Source organism: Leifsonia sp. NPDC102414, assembly GCF_044765685.1.
GTDB lineage: Bacteria > Actinomycetota > Actinomycetes > Actinomycetales > Microbacteriaceae > Leifsonia.
Genome location: NZ_JBIWKN010000007.1, coordinates 64,078 through 80,255, shown reverse-complemented (window position 1 = coordinate 80,255; position 16,178 = coordinate 64,078). Strand labels below are relative to the sequence as shown.

18 protein-coding genes are annotated in these 16,178 nt (G+C 70.4%); 4 read left to right on the top strand and 14 right to left on the bottom strand.

The genetic code is table 11. The features are described from left to right. Positions 1-902: hypothetical protein (locus tag ACIRCZ_RS19420; RefSeq protein WP_402856294.1), on the top strand; the 902-nt coding region annotated here is incomplete at its 5' end. A 55-nt stretch (positions 903-957) separates the two neighbouring features. Here the strand turns inward: ACIRCZ_RS19420 and ACIRCZ_RS19415 are convergent. The 14 genes from ACIRCZ_RS19415 to ACIRCZ_RS19350 all read right to left on the bottom strand — a co-directional run bounded on the left by ACIRCZ_RS19415 (position 958) and on the right by ACIRCZ_RS19350 (position 12,210). Next, positions 958-1,149, bottom strand: coding sequence for a hypothetical protein (locus ACIRCZ_RS19415; protein WP_402856291.1), 192 nt, complete (start codon positions 1,147-1,149; stop codon positions 958-960). A 69-nt stretch (positions 1,150-1,218) separates the two neighbouring features. Next, the gene (locus ACIRCZ_RS19410) at positions 1,219-1,530 is read right to left on the bottom strand and encodes a hypothetical protein (RefSeq protein WP_402856289.1); all 312 of its coding nucleotides are present in this window, start codon (positions 1,528-1,530) and stop codon (positions 1,219-1,221) included. Positions 1,531-1,577: 47 nt separating this feature from the next. After that, complete coding sequence (locus tag ACIRCZ_RS19405; protein WP_402856286.1) at positions 1,578-2,087, bottom strand: hypothetical protein; 510 nt, start codon at positions 2,085-2,087, stop codon at positions 1,578-1,580. Between the two features lie 133 nt (positions 2,088-2,220). Further along, positions 2,221-2,565, bottom strand: coding sequence for a hypothetical protein (locus ACIRCZ_RS19400; RefSeq protein WP_402856283.1), 345 nt, complete (start codon positions 2,563-2,565; stop codon positions 2,221-2,223). A 12-nt stretch (positions 2,566-2,577) separates the two neighbouring features. Further along, entirely contained in the window at positions 2,578-3,075 is a 498-nt protein-coding gene (locus ACIRCZ_RS19395) for a hypothetical protein (protein ID WP_402856280.1), read from the bottom strand. A gap of 85 nt (positions 3,076-3,160) precedes the next feature. After that, the gene (locus ACIRCZ_RS19390; RefSeq protein WP_402856278.1) at positions 3,161-5,530 is read right to left on the bottom strand and encodes a hypothetical protein; all 2,370 of its coding nucleotides are present in this window, start codon (positions 5,528-5,530) and stop codon (positions 3,161-3,163) included. Between the two features lie 107 nt (positions 5,531-5,637). Then, positions 5,638-6,120, bottom strand: coding sequence for a hypothetical protein (locus tag ACIRCZ_RS19385; RefSeq protein WP_402856275.1), 483 nt, complete (start codon positions 6,118-6,120; stop codon positions 5,638-5,640). Positions 6,121-6,131: 11 nt separating this feature from the next. Further along, positions 6,132-8,312, bottom strand: a complete 2,181-nt coding sequence (locus ACIRCZ_RS19380) for a hypothetical protein (protein ID WP_402856272.1) — start codon at positions 8,310-8,312, stop codon at positions 6,132-6,134. Positions 8,313-8,616: 304 nt separating this feature from the next. Next, positions 8,617-8,841, bottom strand: coding sequence for a hypothetical protein (locus ACIRCZ_RS19375; protein WP_402856269.1), 225 nt, complete (start codon positions 8,839-8,841; stop codon positions 8,617-8,619). A gap of 3 nt (positions 8,842-8,844) precedes the next feature. Beyond that, entirely contained in the window at positions 8,845-9,402 is a 558-nt protein-coding gene (locus tag ACIRCZ_RS19370) for a hypothetical protein (protein ID WP_402856266.1), read from the bottom strand. Positions 9,403-9,487: 85 nt separating this feature from the next. Next, on the bottom strand, positions 9,488-11,230 hold the full coding sequence (locus ACIRCZ_RS19365; RefSeq protein ID WP_402856263.1) for a hypothetical protein: 1,743 nt from the start codon (positions 11,228-11,230) through the stop codon (positions 9,488-9,490). A gap of 58 nt (positions 11,231-11,288) precedes the next feature. After that, a complete protein-coding gene (locus ACIRCZ_RS19360; RefSeq protein WP_402856260.1) occupies positions 11,289-11,705 on the bottom strand; it encodes a hypothetical protein in 417 nt (138 codons plus the stop codon). Then, complete coding sequence (locus ACIRCZ_RS19355) at positions 11,702-11,827, bottom strand: hypothetical protein (protein ID WP_402856256.1); 126 nt, start codon at positions 11,825-11,827, stop codon at positions 11,702-11,704. Before ACIRCZ_RS19355 ends, ACIRCZ_RS19360 begins: the two co-directional genes overlap by 4 nt. Beyond that, entirely contained in the window at positions 11,824-12,210 is a 387-nt protein-coding gene (locus ACIRCZ_RS19350; protein WP_402856253.1) for a hypothetical protein, read from the bottom strand. Before ACIRCZ_RS19350 ends, ACIRCZ_RS19355 begins: the two co-directional genes overlap by 4 nt. 600 nt (positions 12,211-12,810) lie before the next feature. Between ACIRCZ_RS19350 and ACIRCZ_RS19345 the strand changes: the two genes are divergently transcribed. The 3 genes from ACIRCZ_RS19345 to ACIRCZ_RS19335 all read left to right on the top strand — a co-directional run bounded on the left by ACIRCZ_RS19345 (position 12,811) and on the right by ACIRCZ_RS19335 (position 16,116). Beyond that, positions 12,811-13,590, top strand: coding sequence for a GntR family transcriptional regulator (locus ACIRCZ_RS19345; RefSeq protein WP_402856250.1), 780 nt, complete (start codon positions 12,811-12,813; stop codon positions 13,588-13,590). Positions 13,591-13,593: 3 nt separating this feature from the next. Beyond that, a complete protein-coding gene (locus ACIRCZ_RS19340; protein WP_402856247.1) occupies positions 13,594-14,160 on the top strand; it encodes a GNAT family N-acetyltransferase in 567 nt (188 codons plus the stop codon). A gap of 669 nt (positions 14,161-14,829) precedes the next feature. Beyond that, positions 14,830-16,116 carry a hypothetical protein gene (locus ACIRCZ_RS19335; protein ID WP_402856244.1) on the top strand — a complete coding sequence of 429 codons (1,287 nt, stop codon included), beginning with the start codon at positions 14,830-14,832 and terminating at the stop codon, positions 16,114-16,116. Positions 16,117-16,178: the final 62 nt, after the last annotated feature.

The window sequence follows — 16,178 nt, the reverse complement described above, 5'->3', positions numbered from 1 at the left end:
GGGCCCCGGTCGCCCCCGGGCGACCGAACAACGCGATCGAGCTGGCGCGCGTACTCGGCGACTCCGCGAGGCTCCCCACGAAGCAACTCACCGACACTCCGGCGCTCATCGCGCAGGAGCAGGACATGTTGGTCAAGTGCGAGAGCGCGATCGAGAACCTGCGCTTCGCCTTCTGGGCCGCCGGCAAGGCGCTCCAGGTCGTGCGGGACGCTCGCCTGTACCGGGCACAGTTCGAGACGTTCGAGGAGTACACCCAGGCCCGGTGGGACATCACGCCGCAGTATGCAGGCAAGCTGATCCGCACCTGGCGCGTAGCCGAAGCCCTGTTCCAGGCCAAGCCAGGGGGCGGTTTGGAAACAATTGTTTCTACGAAGCTGGGGTACGGGCACGCGTGGGCGCTGGTCCCGCTGGTCGAGAAACACAGCGTGCAGGCGGCCGTCTACGTGTACCTGGGACTCGTGAAGGCCAAGGGTGCGAGCGTCACTGCCGCACTCGTTCAGGGCGCCATAGAGGCCCTGCCGGAGGAAGCCGCCGGACATAAGGCCAAGACCGAGGAAGCGGTGATCTCCTACCTCGCCTCCCAGGAGGTCGAAGCGCGCTCGACTCCAGCGACCGACCCCGCGAAGACCGTGCGAGCCCTGTCGAAGGCTGCGCGAACCTTCGACACGGGCGCCCTCCAGGCCGCACTGGAACACGACCCGAAGCGCGCCCGCACTGCGGTGAAGTCCCTGATCGAGGTCCTGTCCTCGGTCAGCGGGGTAACGGTCACGTTCCTGGAGAGCGAGACCGACGCCGAGGACGGCGAGGTTGAAGGAGGGACCTCCGACGTGAGCGAAGCTCCCGAGGAAAGTAGCCCCGAGACCGAAGCCGCGGCCGCGTCTGCGGCCGCAGACGCGGCGTAAGTCCCGGAACGCAAAGAAGCGGGCCCCGTCCGAGGACGGGGCCCGCTTCTTGTTGTCAGCTCAGGTGCCGTGCGCAGGCTGCGGTGAACAGCTTGGTGAACGGGTCACCGCCGGGGTCCTGGAGGAGTTCCCACAAGGCGAGGGCGACCAGGTCGGCGAGTTCGCTCGCCTGGTCGGCGCCGTCGACCGGGATCGGGGCGGCGCCGGTGCCACAGCGGGGGCCGGCGGCGGTGAGCCAGCCGGGCAATCCCCCATGCGGGAAGCAGACTTGCAGCGCGGCGTACAGGTCGGCGGGCACCGCGCGGCCGGTCACCGGTCAGGCCGTCCGGGGGTGCTGGAGACGCGCCGTGGGCTGGACGAGGCGCCCCAGGATGGGAAGGCGCCGGGCCCGCGCGCGCCAGCGGGACGGGTGGACGTGGCGCCATGCACTGGCCCACATGCCGCCCTCGTCGGGGAAACGCTGACCGATCCCGCAGGAGCATTCCCAGCCGTACGGGAGCGGGGCGGAGTCGTCACGGATGCCGATGGCGACGACCTTGGTGTCGTCGTGGTCCCCGTGGAAGGTTCCGACCACCCAGCGCCCGGCCCGACGGGCAGCGTCAACGGGGTTCAGTTCTGCGGTTGTCATGCGGTGCAGTCTCCTTGGTCAGGGTCGGTGTCGGTCTGCGGTTCGGGTCAGCGGGTCGAGGAGCCGAGAGCGGCGAGCGCCGCGGCGAAGGTCTCGAACGAGTGGTGCCAGCTCTGGTCGAGGCAGTAGGCGCCGTTCATTCCGTGGTCGGCGAGCTTGTAGAACCGCTCCTTGCCGTTGGCCTTGGCGAGTCGGTGAAGGAGCCCGTTGGGTACTCGGCGGTCGGCCGCGTAGTGGGTCAGGCCGGAGAGTGCGAGCGCGCCGGCGACGGCTGCGGGGTTGAGGCGGACGCCGAGGAGTCGGGAGCCCACGACGAGGACGATGCCCTGGGTGGCGGTGTAGTTGATGACGTGGCGGGTGCACGCGGCGCGGCCGCCCTTGGTGCCGACGGTCGTCTCCTCGCCGGTGTCCTCGTGCTTGTAGGTGACGGGCGCTTCGTCGGTGGCGCCCTTGCACTGAGCGTCGAAGTCGGACTGCCCCCAGTGGTCGGCGTAGTCCGCCGCCATGCGGAAGAGGGCGTAGGCGGCAGCGAAGTGGGCGGCGCGGTTGCGGTTCATACTGAGGCTTCTCCTCGGTTGCTGAGCTGGACAGGGGAGTGCGGGGGCGGCCGTGCATCCGGCCAGAAGTCCGGCCGCTCCCGCGTCGGTGGTCAGCCGACGTCGTGCTTGACCGTTCCGGATGGGCCCGGCACTACGCCGCGGCGTCGGTGTCGACGTCGAACAGCCCGATCTGCATCTCCATGAGTTCCTGGCCGCGCTGGTCGTTGGCGCGCGCCCGCTCGGCGGCGAACGCGTCGCGCCAGCAGGGCCAGCACCAGGGGCGCAGGTCCTCCAGCGGCGCGGCCGCGTTCTGCACGTCGGTGGCGTGCGGGTTCCGCGGTGCGGCCAGCAGGGGCTTGTTCTTGCCGCTGCTCGTGGCTTTGCACTGCTCACCGTCGCCCGGGTGCCTCTTGCCGTCGCCGCAGGCGCCGTGGCAGGCGCATCGCTCGCCGTGCTGTTCGAGGACGGCGAGCAGGACGTTCTCGGGTCGCTTCACGGTCGGTTCCCCTCAGCGGTCGAAGTGGTTACGGGTGCGGGCGATGACGCCGCGGGTGTGGGTGTTGATCTCGGTGTTGTCTTGGATGACCGTGCCCTCGTAGTGGTTGTGGATGACGGGCGGGGCGGCCTCCACAACCTCCTTGGCCCGGCGAACGAGACGGCAGAGAGCGAGGACGACGACCGTGGGAGCCCCGAGGACGATGCCGCAGACGACCGGGTCGGCGTACTGGGACAGGTACATCAGGATTCCGGCGGACACGCTGACCATGGACACCGATCCGGCGCCAGCGAGCATGAGGACGCTGGCATCGGTGGCGCCCTGGCTCATGGCGGTCCGGCCGGGCTGCTGAACGGGCGTGGCGCCGGTGCTCTGCGCGGGCGACACGTCCTTGTAGGAGGTGGCGACGGGGGCGTTCCTGCTGTAGCCCTCGGCGATGAGGCGAACGGCTTCGGCCTCTGCCTCGGCTTCGCTGAGCGCGCGGCCGGCGGGGCGGTCGGGGTGGTTCACTGGGGTGGCTCCTTCGATGCGTTGGGGGAGTGGGCAGGGGACCGGCCGGTCTTGACGGAGTAGCCGGTCCCCTGCCGTTTGCGGGTCAGGGCAGGCGGTAGACGCTCTTGCCGAGCGGGACGAGGCCGCCTTCACCAGCGAGGGTGTTGACCTCGTTGTTCACGCTGCGGGTGGCGGGGCCGCCTTCGGTGCCGCAGCCAACGGCGGTGCGGATCTCCTTGAGCGCCAGGCCCTCGGGGTGACCCTGGAGCGCGGCGAGAATCCGTTCGCGGATCGTCGGGGCCTTCGCCTTGGCGGCCGCCATGGGCGACGGCGCTTCGGGGAGTTCCTCGGCGTTCTGCTCCTTGGCCTTGTTGTCGGCCTCCAGGAGGCCCGCAATGCGCTCCAGTTCGCTGTTGAGGGCGTTCCTGTCGACCGGCCCCCGCGAGGGCCGCGACGGGCCGCCTGTGGCCTTTCCTGCCTCTGTGGCGGCCGCGGTGCCCCGGTGGGCGTACGCGGCGCCTGCGGCGCGGGCTTCGCCCGGGGTGAGGGTCGGCATCGGGCGGCCGTCCATCAGTTCTTCGAGCTGGGGGTACAGGCCGTTGACCTTCTTCAGGACGAAGGTGCGGAAGAGGATCGCCTTGCCCTCCGTGATCAGCCATCCCATGCCGGGAGTCGGCACGCCTTCGGTGGCGGCGGTGCCCTCGAACAGCTCCTTGGCGCCCGCGCCTTCGTAGATCCGCTCCGGGATGGGGGAGACGTGCGCGCCGATCGGCGCGATGCCGTCCAGGCCCATGCCCTGCGTGGACGAGGAGGCGGTGCGCAGCAGGAAGACGTGGCCCTCCTTGCCCTTCTCGCGGATCTCGTGGTTGTCGCCGAGTTCCTTGAGGTGGAGCGACTGGACCGCCAAGTCGACGCCGATGCCGACCTTCTGACCGGTCTTCTGGAGGTCACCGATCATCCATGCGGCTTCCTTGCGGACGTCCTGGTCCAGGCTGCTCAGCAGGCGGTTGATCTCGTCGCCGGTCCACTGGATCAGGCGCCACTGGCCGTGGAAGTCGAAGTCACCGCGGCCGCGCGAGTGGGCCTCGCGGTACTCCTTGACCGCGTGGAGCGCGCGGAGTTGCTGCATCGTCTCCTGGGGGCCCTTGGCCATCCAGTCGATGCGGCCTTCCATCTCCGGCATCGACATACCGCCCTGGACGTCTGCCATCCAGGAGATGACGCCCGAGATGCGCTGTGCGGCGCCGAGGATGCGCATCAGGCCCGACTTGCCCGCGCCGGTGGTCCCGGCGGTGATGCCGTGCTGAGCGCGGCCGGTGTCGAAGTTGAAAAGCTGGATGCGGGCGACCGTGCCGTCGTGGGCGACGCCGATCGAGATGCGCCCGCGGTCGTCCATCGTCAGGTCCTCGACCGTGGGGGACCGGACGTGCAGGAGGGGGTTGGCCCGGTAGATGTAGACGACGGCTTCGCGCGGGCCCGCGCCCTCCATGACGAGGCGGGAGATGTCGTCAATCCCGAGCGCGGAGCACAGGTCCTCGTGATTGACCCGCAGTCGCTTCGCGCGGGGGGCGGCGATCCGCAACCGGATCTGGTCCTCCCCGATCACGTACGCGACCAGCTCAACGCCGGGGGCGGCGCCGCCGGTGCAGTTGACGTACTCGGCCCAGATGCGTTCCAGGGAAGCGCCGGGGTCCTCGGCCTCCACCTCCAAGGCCTCGCGTGTGCGCCGGGCCTCGGCGAGGCGGGGCGCGACCTGGATGGCGAGGCGGCCCGGGCCGTACCCGTCGACCGCCGCCGTTTTGACCGCGTCGACCGGGACGTCGAAGACTCCGGCGATGGCCCGCTCATCCAGCGTGCGCGGCACGGTGTGGCCGGCGGGGGCCAGGACAATCGCCTCGAAGTCCGGCTCGTTGGGGTCGTACTGGCGGATGCCTTCCAGGGTGGTCTCCCCGGTGGCCTGCGACTGGTTCCACAGGAGCCGCATGTGGTCCGCGAAGGTGACCGGCTCCGCGTCCACGACCTCCGGCTCACCCGCGAGGACCGGAAGGTTGTCGACGGCCCGCGCGAGGCCCTTGGATCGCGTCCAGGGCGCCATGGGGATCATCACGGCCGTCCAGGCGGCCGCTCCCAGCATCGGCCACCCGTTGGGGTAGTCGAAGACGGGGACCAGCAAGCCGCCGGTGTAGGCGGCGGTCCAGCCGAGCACGGGCAGGGACCGCAGGGACGAGACGAGTCGCCGCGTCCAGTCCTCGGTGTCGCTGCGCTTCCACAGCACGACGCCGGTGAGAGCGCCGGTCGCCAGGGATGCACCGTGCGCCCACCAAGGCACGTCCATCTGCGGGCCGATGGCGGCCCAGGTGCCGGCGGCGCCGTACACCGTGCGCTCCGCCCAGGCGAGGCGGCGAGCGGTCTTACGGGTCAGCCCCCGCTCACCGGCGGCGGCATCGGCCTTTACGACGTCGGTCGTCGTCATCGTCATTTCCCCTCCGGGAGGAAAGAAAGGGGAGGGGCCCCGACGAATTCGCCGGGGCCCCTCCCGCGGGGGGCTTTCCGCCCGGCGCTTCGCAGCCGGGCGGCTATTCAGTACTTGACTTCGTTGAATCCGGGCTTGGGCTGCTGCACGCCCATGGACTGCACGACCTCGTAGCCTCCGCGGTACTCGCTCTCGTGGGCGTCGTTGAAGCCCTGAGCGTCCATCTGCATCGCGTCGGCGGCTTCCACCAAGTCGCCCGAGGCTTCGGCGACTTCCCGCAGCGAGGTGGCGCCCTCCATGATCAGGGCGGTGAATCGCGGATCGACTTCCGCCGCGTCACACATCTCCGACATGTTGCTCGCCTTATCGGCATTGCGGCGAAAGAGCGCCTGGAGAATCCAGATCTTCTCTTTGAGCCACAGCGCCCGCGCGGCGAGCGTGGTGACGGCGAGACCGAGGCTGAGGAAGCCCAGGTTGCCGTCGGGGATCGCCGGGAGGTTGTCGCCGCTGTCGGGGACCGCGGGGACGTAGCTCTCGCGGGGGACGATCTCCCCGGACACGACCTGACCGGGCACGATTTCTCCGGACACGGGGTGACCTCCTAGTTCTCGTTGTGCACGCGGGCGGCCGGGGTGCGAAGGCCCGCGTCCGCGGTCGCCTGGGTGAGCGGCCGGTACGCGTCGTCCAGCTCGGTCTTCGCGGTCTCGCAGGTCTCGGCCGCGTGGAGCGACTTGACCGACATCTCCTCGGCCTTGCGGGAGAGGACCTCCATCGACTCGGCGAGCTTGCGCATCGCCCAGGCGGTGAGGGTGCCGAGGATGTTGTGCTTGGCGGCCAGCCGGGCGGCCACCTCGTCCAGCGCGTACATCAGCTCCTTGGCCTTGGCGGCGAGGAGGAGGCATTCGTCGTGCGCGGCGAAGGCCTCGGAGACCACCTCGTCCAGGAACTCGGTGACGTCATCGAGCGTCACCTCCGTCGCGTGCTCGGGGTTCATGCCGCCGTCCATCGCGGTCGTGACGGCCCCGGTCTTCACAGCGGGCGAGTTGCCCACGGGCGCCTCCTTCGTGGTCGTGGTGGGGCCGCCGGTTCCGGCGGGGAGGCTGCGGGCCCCGGTGGTCAGGGGCTCGCGCGCGGAGGCCTGGTAGCCGGGCGGGAAGACCTGCTCTGCCGTCCACACCCCCTCTTGCTGCTGCGGGTCGGTGTCCCGCATGGAGTCGTAGGCGCTGCGGCGCTCCTCGCGCGGCGGCGGGGTGTAGAACTCCCAGCCGCTTCCGGCGGAACCGTCGGCGCCCGTCTTGGCCCGGGCTCGCTCGCTCGCGCGGCGGGCCCGTTCCTTGCGACTGGCCTTGCGCCGGTCGGCAGGGCCGGTGCCCGGGGCGGAGCCGCGCGTCTTCTTCTTCGACTTCGGCTTCACCCGGGCCTTCCTCTTCCTGCCGGGCCCCGGGGCCTTCGGCCCGCCGGGCTTGGGCTTCTTGGTCAGGTCGACCTTCGGCGCGGTACCGGTCGCGGAACCGCCGGCGGGCTTCGGCTTCTTCGTGAGGTCGACCTTCGGCGCGGCCCCCGGCTTGGGCTTCTTGGTCAGGTCGACCTTCGGCCCGGCCGGTGTGGACCCGCCGCTCTTGCCTCCCTTCTTCTTCTTGGACTTCTTGCGCTTGACCGTGGTCAGTACCGGCGGGGCGAGGTTCTTCCGGCGCTTCTTCAGTCGGCGCCGGGCCGCCTTCGCAACGGCCTGCCCCAGCGTCGTGCGGTCCGCGTCGGCGGCGGCCGCCGTCTCCTTCTTCTTCCGGCGGGCCTTGGCCCGGGCCTTGCGCGCCTTCTGCTTGGCCTCGAACCGGTCCTGGCGAACCTGCTCCTTGCGTGCCTGCTTCGCGTCGGCCCGTGCGTTGCGGACCCGGTCCTTGGTGTCCTGCCGGGCGTCCGCCCCACGGGTCTTGCGGTCGCGGGCGGCATCCCGGTCCTTGGCCCGGTTCTCCGCCCGGGCCGCCTGCCGGTCCGCGCGCCGCTGGATCTTGGCGCCCTGCCGCGTGGCGGCCCGCTCCTGACGACCCCGAGCCCGCTCCAGCGCCGGGCTGGACTTCTTCGAGCTGGGGGACTTGCCGCCCGAGGGCGACTTGATCCCCGATCCCGAGCCGCTGTTCTTCTTCCCGGAGCCCTGTGACTTCGAGCCGCCCTTGGCGCCGAGCGAGCCGAGCCCGGAGGAAGTCTTCGGCGAGTTCTTCTTGCCGCCCGGCGTCAGGCCACTGCCGGACCCGCCCTTGCCTCCGCGGCCGGGCCCGGTCCCGCCGGCGCCCTTGCCGCTGGACCCGGTGCCCTTGCCGCCGCCTCCCATGAGGGAGCCGCGGCCGCCGCCGAGCGACTTACGGCCGAAGTCCTGGCTGGAGGGGATGGACTTGCCGCGCTTCTGCGCCGCCTTGTCGCCGATGCCCTGCATGGCGAGGGAGTGCTTGGCGGCGGCCTCCTCGCCCGCGAGCCGGTGCTTGAGTCGGGCCTCGCGCAGCGGAGCCAGCTCCTCGGCCCGCTCCTGGCGCCGCTGGCGCCAGTCCGTCAGCGCGGTAGCGGTGCCCCGGAGCGCGGCCAGCGCGATGGCCAAGGTCGCCGCGAGGCCGAGGGCGGCGACGCCGGGGCCGTCCGCCTCGCCGCCGTCGTCGTCCCGGCGAGCGGGCGCCGTCCCCTCCGAACGGAGCGCGACGGTGCCGTCCGCCGGTCCGGGGGGCGGCGGGAGTGCTGGGGTGAGGTCGGCCAGGGAGTCGGCCACCGACCGGCGACGCCGGGCGGGGACCATCCCGCCGCCGTCTGCCTCCGGCCCGGAAGCCGGGGGCGGCGGTTCGGCGGGCGGGTCCGGGGGTGCTGGGGGAGGGGCGCCCGGGATCGGGGGGAGCCCCGGCGGGGCACCTCCCCGAGATCGGAAGGAGACGACGTTGCCGTTCCGGTTGTCGTCCCGAGGGTCATCAGCCACGTGCTCTCCAGGGTTGACAGAGGGTGACCGGATAGGAGATCCTCGCGCGCCCGCGCGCCCATGCGCCCGCGCGCCCGCCTTGGCCTCCCGAATCCGGTCCGCCCCCGGGTGATGATGATGGTGATGACGCTTACGCGTCGTGACTGCCGTCGTGACGGCCGGTCCAGTTCTCCAGCGTCCGCGCGAGGTCATTCCACAATTCCGGATTGGCCTTGCAGATCGCGCGGGCCCGGTCCCACCAGGCATCGGCCAGACCCGCAGGGCCTCGCACTTCCACCTGACGGCGCTGCCGCTCCGCCCAGTGGGCGGAGCGGCGGGCCTGCTTGACATCGGACACCGAGGGCAACTGCTGCACTGATCAAGCTCCCTTGCGGTCGAACAGGTCGTTCACGCCTCGGACAGTCCGACCTCCGGACCCCTTTCCGGCGCTCTGACCTGCGGTTTCACCGCTCGCCTCGTCGTCGCTCTCGGGCCGGGCGGTCATCGCGCCGACCGTCTTGTTCAGCGACTTCGTGGCGAAGGTGTTCATCTGGCCGCGCCGGTCGGCCTTCGCCTTGGCCTTGGCCGCCCGCTGGCCGGGCAGCGCGGCGACGGTGCGGACGTGGTCGGCGTACGCGGTGCGCAGGCCCTCCGAAGCCTGCGCCGCATCCCGCGAGGCCTTGACCAGGCGGTTCAGGTGCTTCTCGACCTTCCGCGCCCGGCGCCGGGCGGACCACTTGCCGTCGCCCTCCACGACCTGGGAGCGCAGCACGGTCTGGAACATCGCGCGGGCCGCCTCGTAGTCGCCGTGGTCGACGTTGTGCTCGCGCTGCCGGTCCAGCGTCCAGGTGGTCAGGTGGTCCAGGTTGAGCAGGGGCCGGAACTCCGCCGGCACCCGGTTCAGGACTTCGGTGTTCAGGTGCTCGATCTCGGGCACGGGGTGTTCTCCTCTCGGGGGGAAGGGCCCGCCGACTATCGGGGGCAGTGGCGGGCCCGGCCCGCGATGTACGGCGCCGCGCGGGTCAGCGAGCGGCGAGGTGCTTGGTGCGGTCCGCGGGGCTCAGGAGCCCCGCTTCGTCCAGCAGCCGGACGGCCCTGTCGCGGTTGCAGCCGACGGCCGTACGGGCGGCGTTGACGGTGACGTAGCCACCGTCCGTGGGAAGGTCGCGCAGGATCTTGATCGCCTCTTCGTCCGTACGGGCAGCAGCCGTACGGCCGCCCGTACGGGGGGCGGGCGTACGGCCCGTACGGGGCTTCTCCGTACGGGCCGCCGTACGGTCCGTACGGGGTGCGCCCGTACGGCCTGCCGTACGGTCCGTACGGCCGGGGTCCGTACGGTCCGGGTTCGGGTCGGCCGTACGGTCCGGCTCGCCCCGTCCGGCGGACGGGTCGGCCGCGGGCTCGGCGGGCGCCGTCCCCTTCTCCTCGTGGTCGTTCTCCAGGAGACGGTGGACGCGCCAGACGATGGCGACGACGACGAGGACCGCGACGACGATGAGGCCGATGCTCGGGTGCTGCTTGCCGTCGACCACCGTCACGCCGTGGCCGGTCATGTCGGCCACGTGGTACGTGATGTTGGTGGCGGCCATCAGCCCGAGCGCGTAGGGCACGTCCTTCTTCATCCGGAAGGCCGTGACCGCGTAGACGTCGAGGCCGACCGGCATCGCCCACCCGAGGTCTCCGAACGGGGTGTTGCCGAGTCCGACCATGCTGGCGAACGCCCACTCACCGGAGGCGGTCAGGGCGATCACGGCCGCGAGCGAGACCCAGATACTGCCCTGCTTGACCATCTCCCCCCGGTCCCTGGTCCGCTTGAGGCTGGCCGCGCGCTTCTCGGCAACGCGCCGGGCCTCGCGGGCGGCGTCCAGCTCGCGGTTGGCTTCCGCGAGCTTGGCGTCCGCTTCCTTGCGCACGACGCCGGCGGCGGTCCGGGCTTCCTTCTCCGCCTCCCTGCGCAGCTCCTCGAACTCGGCGGCGAGCCGAGCCTGCGCACCCTGCCGTTCCCGCTCGTGCTGTTCGCCGAGCTGACGGAACTGGCTCTCGATCTCCGCCCGGGCCGCGTCCACCTCCTCGCGGTACGCGGCGAGTTCGGCGTCGATCTCCGCGCGGCGCGCGCTCAGTTCCTCGTCCAGGTCGAGCCGGGCCGACCGGCGGGTCAGGTCCAGCTCCGAGTCGAGGGCGGCCCGCGCCGTGCGGATCTCCACCGCTTGGTCCTGCGCCTCACTGACGATGCGGGCGGCGTCGTCCAGGGCCTTGCGGTAGGCGGCCTCCGCCGAGGTGCGGCGCAGGTCCACCAGGGCGTTCGCCCGGTCCTCCGCCTCGGCGAGCACGACGCTCACCTGCTTCTCGGCGTCGGCGAGCAGGGCCTTCGCCTGCTCCTCGGCGTCCGCCATGACCTCCTCGGTCTCGGCGGCCGCGTCGGTGCGGGCCTTGTCGCGGATCGTGTCCGCGTCGCCCTCGGCGCGGCGCAGCCGCTCCTCTACCTCCTCGGCGGCTTCCACCAGGACGCGCTTGGCGTCGGTGGCCGCCGCCTGGCGGATCTGCTCCACCTGGTCCTTGGCGGCCTGGATCAGCACCGCCGCTTCCTGAGTCGCGGTCCACCGGGCGCCGTCGATCACGTCGGCGGCGCGGTCACGGAGATCCGCGGCCAGGGCCTCACCGTCTTCCCGCGCCTCCGGCTTCGGCGGCGGGGCCGCCGCCGTGGCCGGGCGGCGCGGCGTCGTCGTATTCCGGGTGTTGCGGGCGGTTGACCTACGGGCCCCCACACCGACCTCCTCTCATGCAGGTGGCCGCCTCCCGGCGGCCACCTCGGTGTTCGGTCCGTCAGCCCCGTACGAGGCGAGCGGCCATCCGGCCAGCGGAGTTGGCCAGGCGTGAGATCGCGTCGAAGGCCAGGCCGATGTACTCGACCAGCACGTGGTCACCCGCCTGCCTGCACGCGCTCTCGATGTTCGAGCAGCGGTCGTCCAGCCGGTCCATGACCGCGTTCAGTCGCGGCGAGAGCAGCTCCCATCCCGACCACAGCAGCTCGCTGAGGGCGTAGAACGGCATCGCCGCGCCGGTCCACATCAGCAGCGTCAGCCGCAGCCGGAGCCGGGCCAACGGCCCGGGGGCGTTCACCGCGAAGAGCAGGTCCAGCAGGTGCTCGAAGTCGTCACCGGACCAGCCGTCCATCGGCCCGTGCTGGTCGTGGAAGTTCTGGACGGCCTTCTTCTTCGGCCTGTTGAGCAGGGCGTTCATGCGGTGACCACCTCTCCACCCCAGACCAGGGCGACGAATCCAGCCTTGCCGTACTTGTGTTCCGACCGTTGGTTGGTTTCTGCGTTTTTGCGGGCCAGCTCCGCCGCTTCCTCGGCGGTCACAGCAGGTCGGAGGGGTCGGTGGCGGCGGTGCCGGTCAGCACGGCCAGCTCCTCGGGGGTCACCCACTCCTGCGGGATCAGCACCCGGAGGACGACCGTCCCCTGGCACATCGAGCCGGTGACGACGAGCTTCCCGTCCGGCAACTGGCCCGGGCGAGCGTCGTCGATCTCCTCCAGCAGCGCCGGCAGGACCTTCACCGCGTCCGCGGTGACCCGGATCGTGGCAACGATGCGCGAGGGCGCCACCTCGAAGGCGATGCTCACGCCGAGGCGGGCCAGGTTCTGGACCGACTCGAAGAGGGGGAAGGCGTCGGCGACCGCGTCCTGAACGTCCTCGGCGATCCCGGTGGACGACAGGGGCAGGTCAGCAGGCATGATGGTCATGCGGATCGGTTCCTTTGCTGGTAGATCCGTTGACCCCCGACACGCACGAGCGGTGCAACGCCTGTGCTCATGTGTCGGGGGTCGCGCCGTACGGGGGACGGCGCGGTAGGCGAGCGGGGACTCGAACCCCTGTCTCCGGAGAGCCCGAACCAGTCGGGCACGCCCCTCATGACCTCTGCCTTTGGAGTGCCGCCAGGCGGCCCTCGCGTGGAGAGCGCCCGGCGGCCATCCGGCCCAATTACTCATCTTTTGGCACGCTGTTCAGTTCTCAAGTGACGTTCACCCCCGCCCCGGCCTGCCGTCATCTGACGGTGGTCCCGTGCTGGTCAGACCAGCTCTGGCGGTGCGCTTCATGCAGTTCACGCAGGTCAGCAGGCATGACGAGCACACCCTTTCCGACCACTTCCCTAGTTAACTGGGGAAGCTGGGAAGACCGTAAGCCTTCACCAGGCAAGCCGTCAACAACCAAGACCCAAAAGGGCCCTGACGGCGTGTCACTGCAACTCGAAAAGCAACTCCTACCTGCAAAAATGGAGTCGACGGCCAAAGAAGTTCCAACCCGGGCTAGCTTCACTAGACAAGCCGGGTACTCTGTTCCGCATGACAACCCGCCAGCCAAAGAAGCGGATGGGGGCGAAAGACATCGCCGCTGTCCTGCGTTCGCGCATCGACAACGGCGCTATTGAGCGCCAGCTACCGCCAACTCGCGTCCTGGTCGCGGAATTCGAGACGAGCGCCGAGACTCTTCGGCAGGCCGTCGGAATCCTCCGCGCCGAAGGGCGCGTCACCAGCCAGCAGGGGAAGGGCGTCTTCGTTCGGCGGGTCGAGCCGATCGAGTTCGCCATGCACCGGTTCGAGCACGGCAACCGTCGTGATGACGTCGAGAACGGCATAGACGACTGGAAGGCCGCGATCCTCGAACTCGGCCGGGTGCCCAGTCAGGACACCCCCACGGTCAGCGTGGAGCGCGCACCCGCGGACGTCGCGAGGGAGCTTGGCGTGGAGCCTGGAACCTTCGTCGTCGCCCGCCGGCGAACCCGCCGCGTCGATGGCGAGCCGTTTCAGCTCGCCGACAGTTGGTTTCCTACCGAGGTCGCGTTCGATACGCCGCTCATGGACGAAGAGGACGTCACCATGCCGGGAGGCATCCTCGCGAACATCAAGGACAGGCAGTACGCCCAGACGCGCAAGGTCGACAAGCTGCGCGCGTGGACTCTGACTGCCGACCAGGCCGTACGCCTCGGGCTACCGACCGGCAGCACGGTCCCCGTCCTGCGGCACGTCCGAGTTGGCTACAACTCGGCTGGAACGGCCGTCCGCTGCATGGTCACCATCGCCCCGGGTGACCTCAACACGCTCGTCTATGAGATCGAGGACTGACCCTTGTCACAGCTCATCCGCCCGGCTTCCCCGGACGACTCCACCGCCCTCATGAAGCTGCGGATCGAAGCCGAGGAGTGGCTCGCCAACGCGGGCATCGACCAGTGGCGTTCGCCCGGCTTCCGAGATCGCGCCCTGGCCAAGTGGCAGGTCGATATCGCCGAGGGGCGCACCTGGGTGGTCCCCGACGCGAGCGGGGAGTTGCTGGGGACCATCACCCTGGCTCGTCCCGATGCGGACTTCTGGACGAGGGCCGACGACCCCGAGTCGGCGGTCTACGTCGCGAAGCTCATCACGGCTCGCTCGGCGGCTGGCCAGCAACTCGGGGGCCGACTGCTCGACTGGGCTGGAGGAGTCGCGCGCGATCGAGGGCTCCCGTGGCTTCGGCTGGACGTCTGGCGCGACAACGCGAAGTTGCAGAGCTACTACCTGAACGAAGGGTTCGAGCACGTGCGGACTGAGGCGCCGCCCCATCGCCTTTCGGGCTGGATGGCCCAGCGCCCTTCGTCGCTCGTTGTGCACCCCGACGCACCCCTGTGCACCGTCGACACACCGGGTTTGGCAGGCTGACCACACAGTGAGCCCTCGGGGGAGGACAATGCGCGAGACGCAGGGCTCCCCTCCCGAGCACACCGGGAAGGAACTGCGCAGAGTGGCAGCCGATTGTGGTGGTCGGCGCCGCACTGATCCGAGTAGCCGCAACCGCGGTGAAACCAACGGAACCAGGAAGGCACCACGATGACTCGAACTCAGTCCCCGTCTTCGTCGCGGCGACACACCGACAGCTCGAAAATGCGTTCTGGGCTTCGGCGCCAGAGGTGCAAGATCGCAGGATGGCCAGTCATCCGCAGCACAACCACCGGCGGCTACGCCCTCGGTTCGCTCCGGCCGGCGCGAGCCCCCTGAAACGCCGATGGCCGCCCTGCCTGCCAGCAGAGCGGCCACCCAGATCGACTCCCGCCTCCACAGCTTGAGTCGTAGGTCGGCGATGACGCCGGGGCCCGAGCCTTGCCACAGGCCCGAGGTCACCACGCACAGGATAGAACGAGCAGCGACCGGCACGCAGCAGCGTGAGCCAGGTCACCGTCTCTTTTCCGTCACTTGCCGGTCTGCGACTCCCCAAACCACTTAGGGGAGATCCCGCATCATGTTCCACACCCGCCCCACGACACGCAGCGTCGCGGCGCCGACCCGTTCGGTCGCGCCCACTGCGGTCCCCACCGCCGAGGCGGTGACGCCGTGAAGCGCCCGCAGAAGGCGTTGTCCGCCGCCGCTCCACCGGACGGCGAGGAGGTTTACGAGTTCTCCGGCGACATCACGGACTACTGGTCGTACACCCAGGTCCGCGACTACGTGATGTTGATGCCGGGGATGACGCACACCGCGTACCGGCTCTACAGCCTGCTGCGGTCGATGATGGTCGAGGCCTCCCGCCGGCCGCACAGCGGCATGCGGCGCATGACGATCGATCAGTTGTGCTGGCTGCTGCCCGGCCCGAACGACAAGCCCATGTCGGTCAGCGCCATGTACGAGGTGCTGAAGACGCTTGAGACTCTCGCCCTCGTCGTCCCCAAGGACTCGATGGAGCTTGCGGGCATCACCAAGCTCAAGGGCAAGGATCGGGCCGCCAAGGGCATCACGCGAGGCTTCACCGTCAACGACCTGCCGCCCGACGCTGCCCATGACGGGTGGCGCAACGCCTGGGACAAGCTGGACGCGTACCGGCCGGACTGGCGGGAGAACCCGCCGAAGCCGCCCACCCACCTCACCGAGGTCGAGACCGCGCCGAACGGCCGGACCCACGCCCGGGTGCGGCTGGTCGACGCCGACGGGAAGCCGTTCCAGAAAACTGGAACGCCCCAGGTCACGGCAGATGAGGGCCCCTCGTTCCAGAAAACTGGATCGGCATTCCAGAAAACTGGAACGTCAGACCAGATTTCTGGAACGGATCTCGCTCTGACCAGCGGAAATGATCACCCTCTAAGAAGTCTCTCTAAGAAGCCTCTCTCTCCTGTCCCGGGTGCCCCATCGGACCCCGCCGTAACGGCGGGGCAGGGGACGGGAGGAGAGGAGAAGTCGGCTTCGCCGGAGAACGACACCACCCCCTTCGCTGCTGCTGAGGGGTCGGAGACCCACGACGACGTGCGGGTGGCGGAGGCCTGGATCGCGGCTCGGGAGCAGCACGGCCACGGTGTTCCGGCCCGGGCCCGGGGCGCGATGATCAAGGATGCGGCCCGGCTGCTTGCCGAGGGCGTGGACACCGAGTACCTGGTCGCCGCCGCCGCCGACATGGGCCGCCGGGGGAACTGGTTCAGCCTGCCGCGCCACCTGGAGCGGTTCGTGGCGCCGAAGACCTCGCTGCCCGGCCAGCGTCCCGCGATGCCGGACTGGTGCGGCAAGTGCAACGACGGCATCCCGCCCGCCCAGCCGGGCCAGCGGATGCGCGAGGCCGACGACGGCAGCCTGATCCGGTGCGAGTGCCACCCGAGCCACCCCACCAACGTCAAGACGTCGGTGCTGGCCTAGACCCTCCGCAGCACAACGGCGGCAGGGGAGCCCGTGGAAAGGCCCCTGCCGCCGCTCGAATC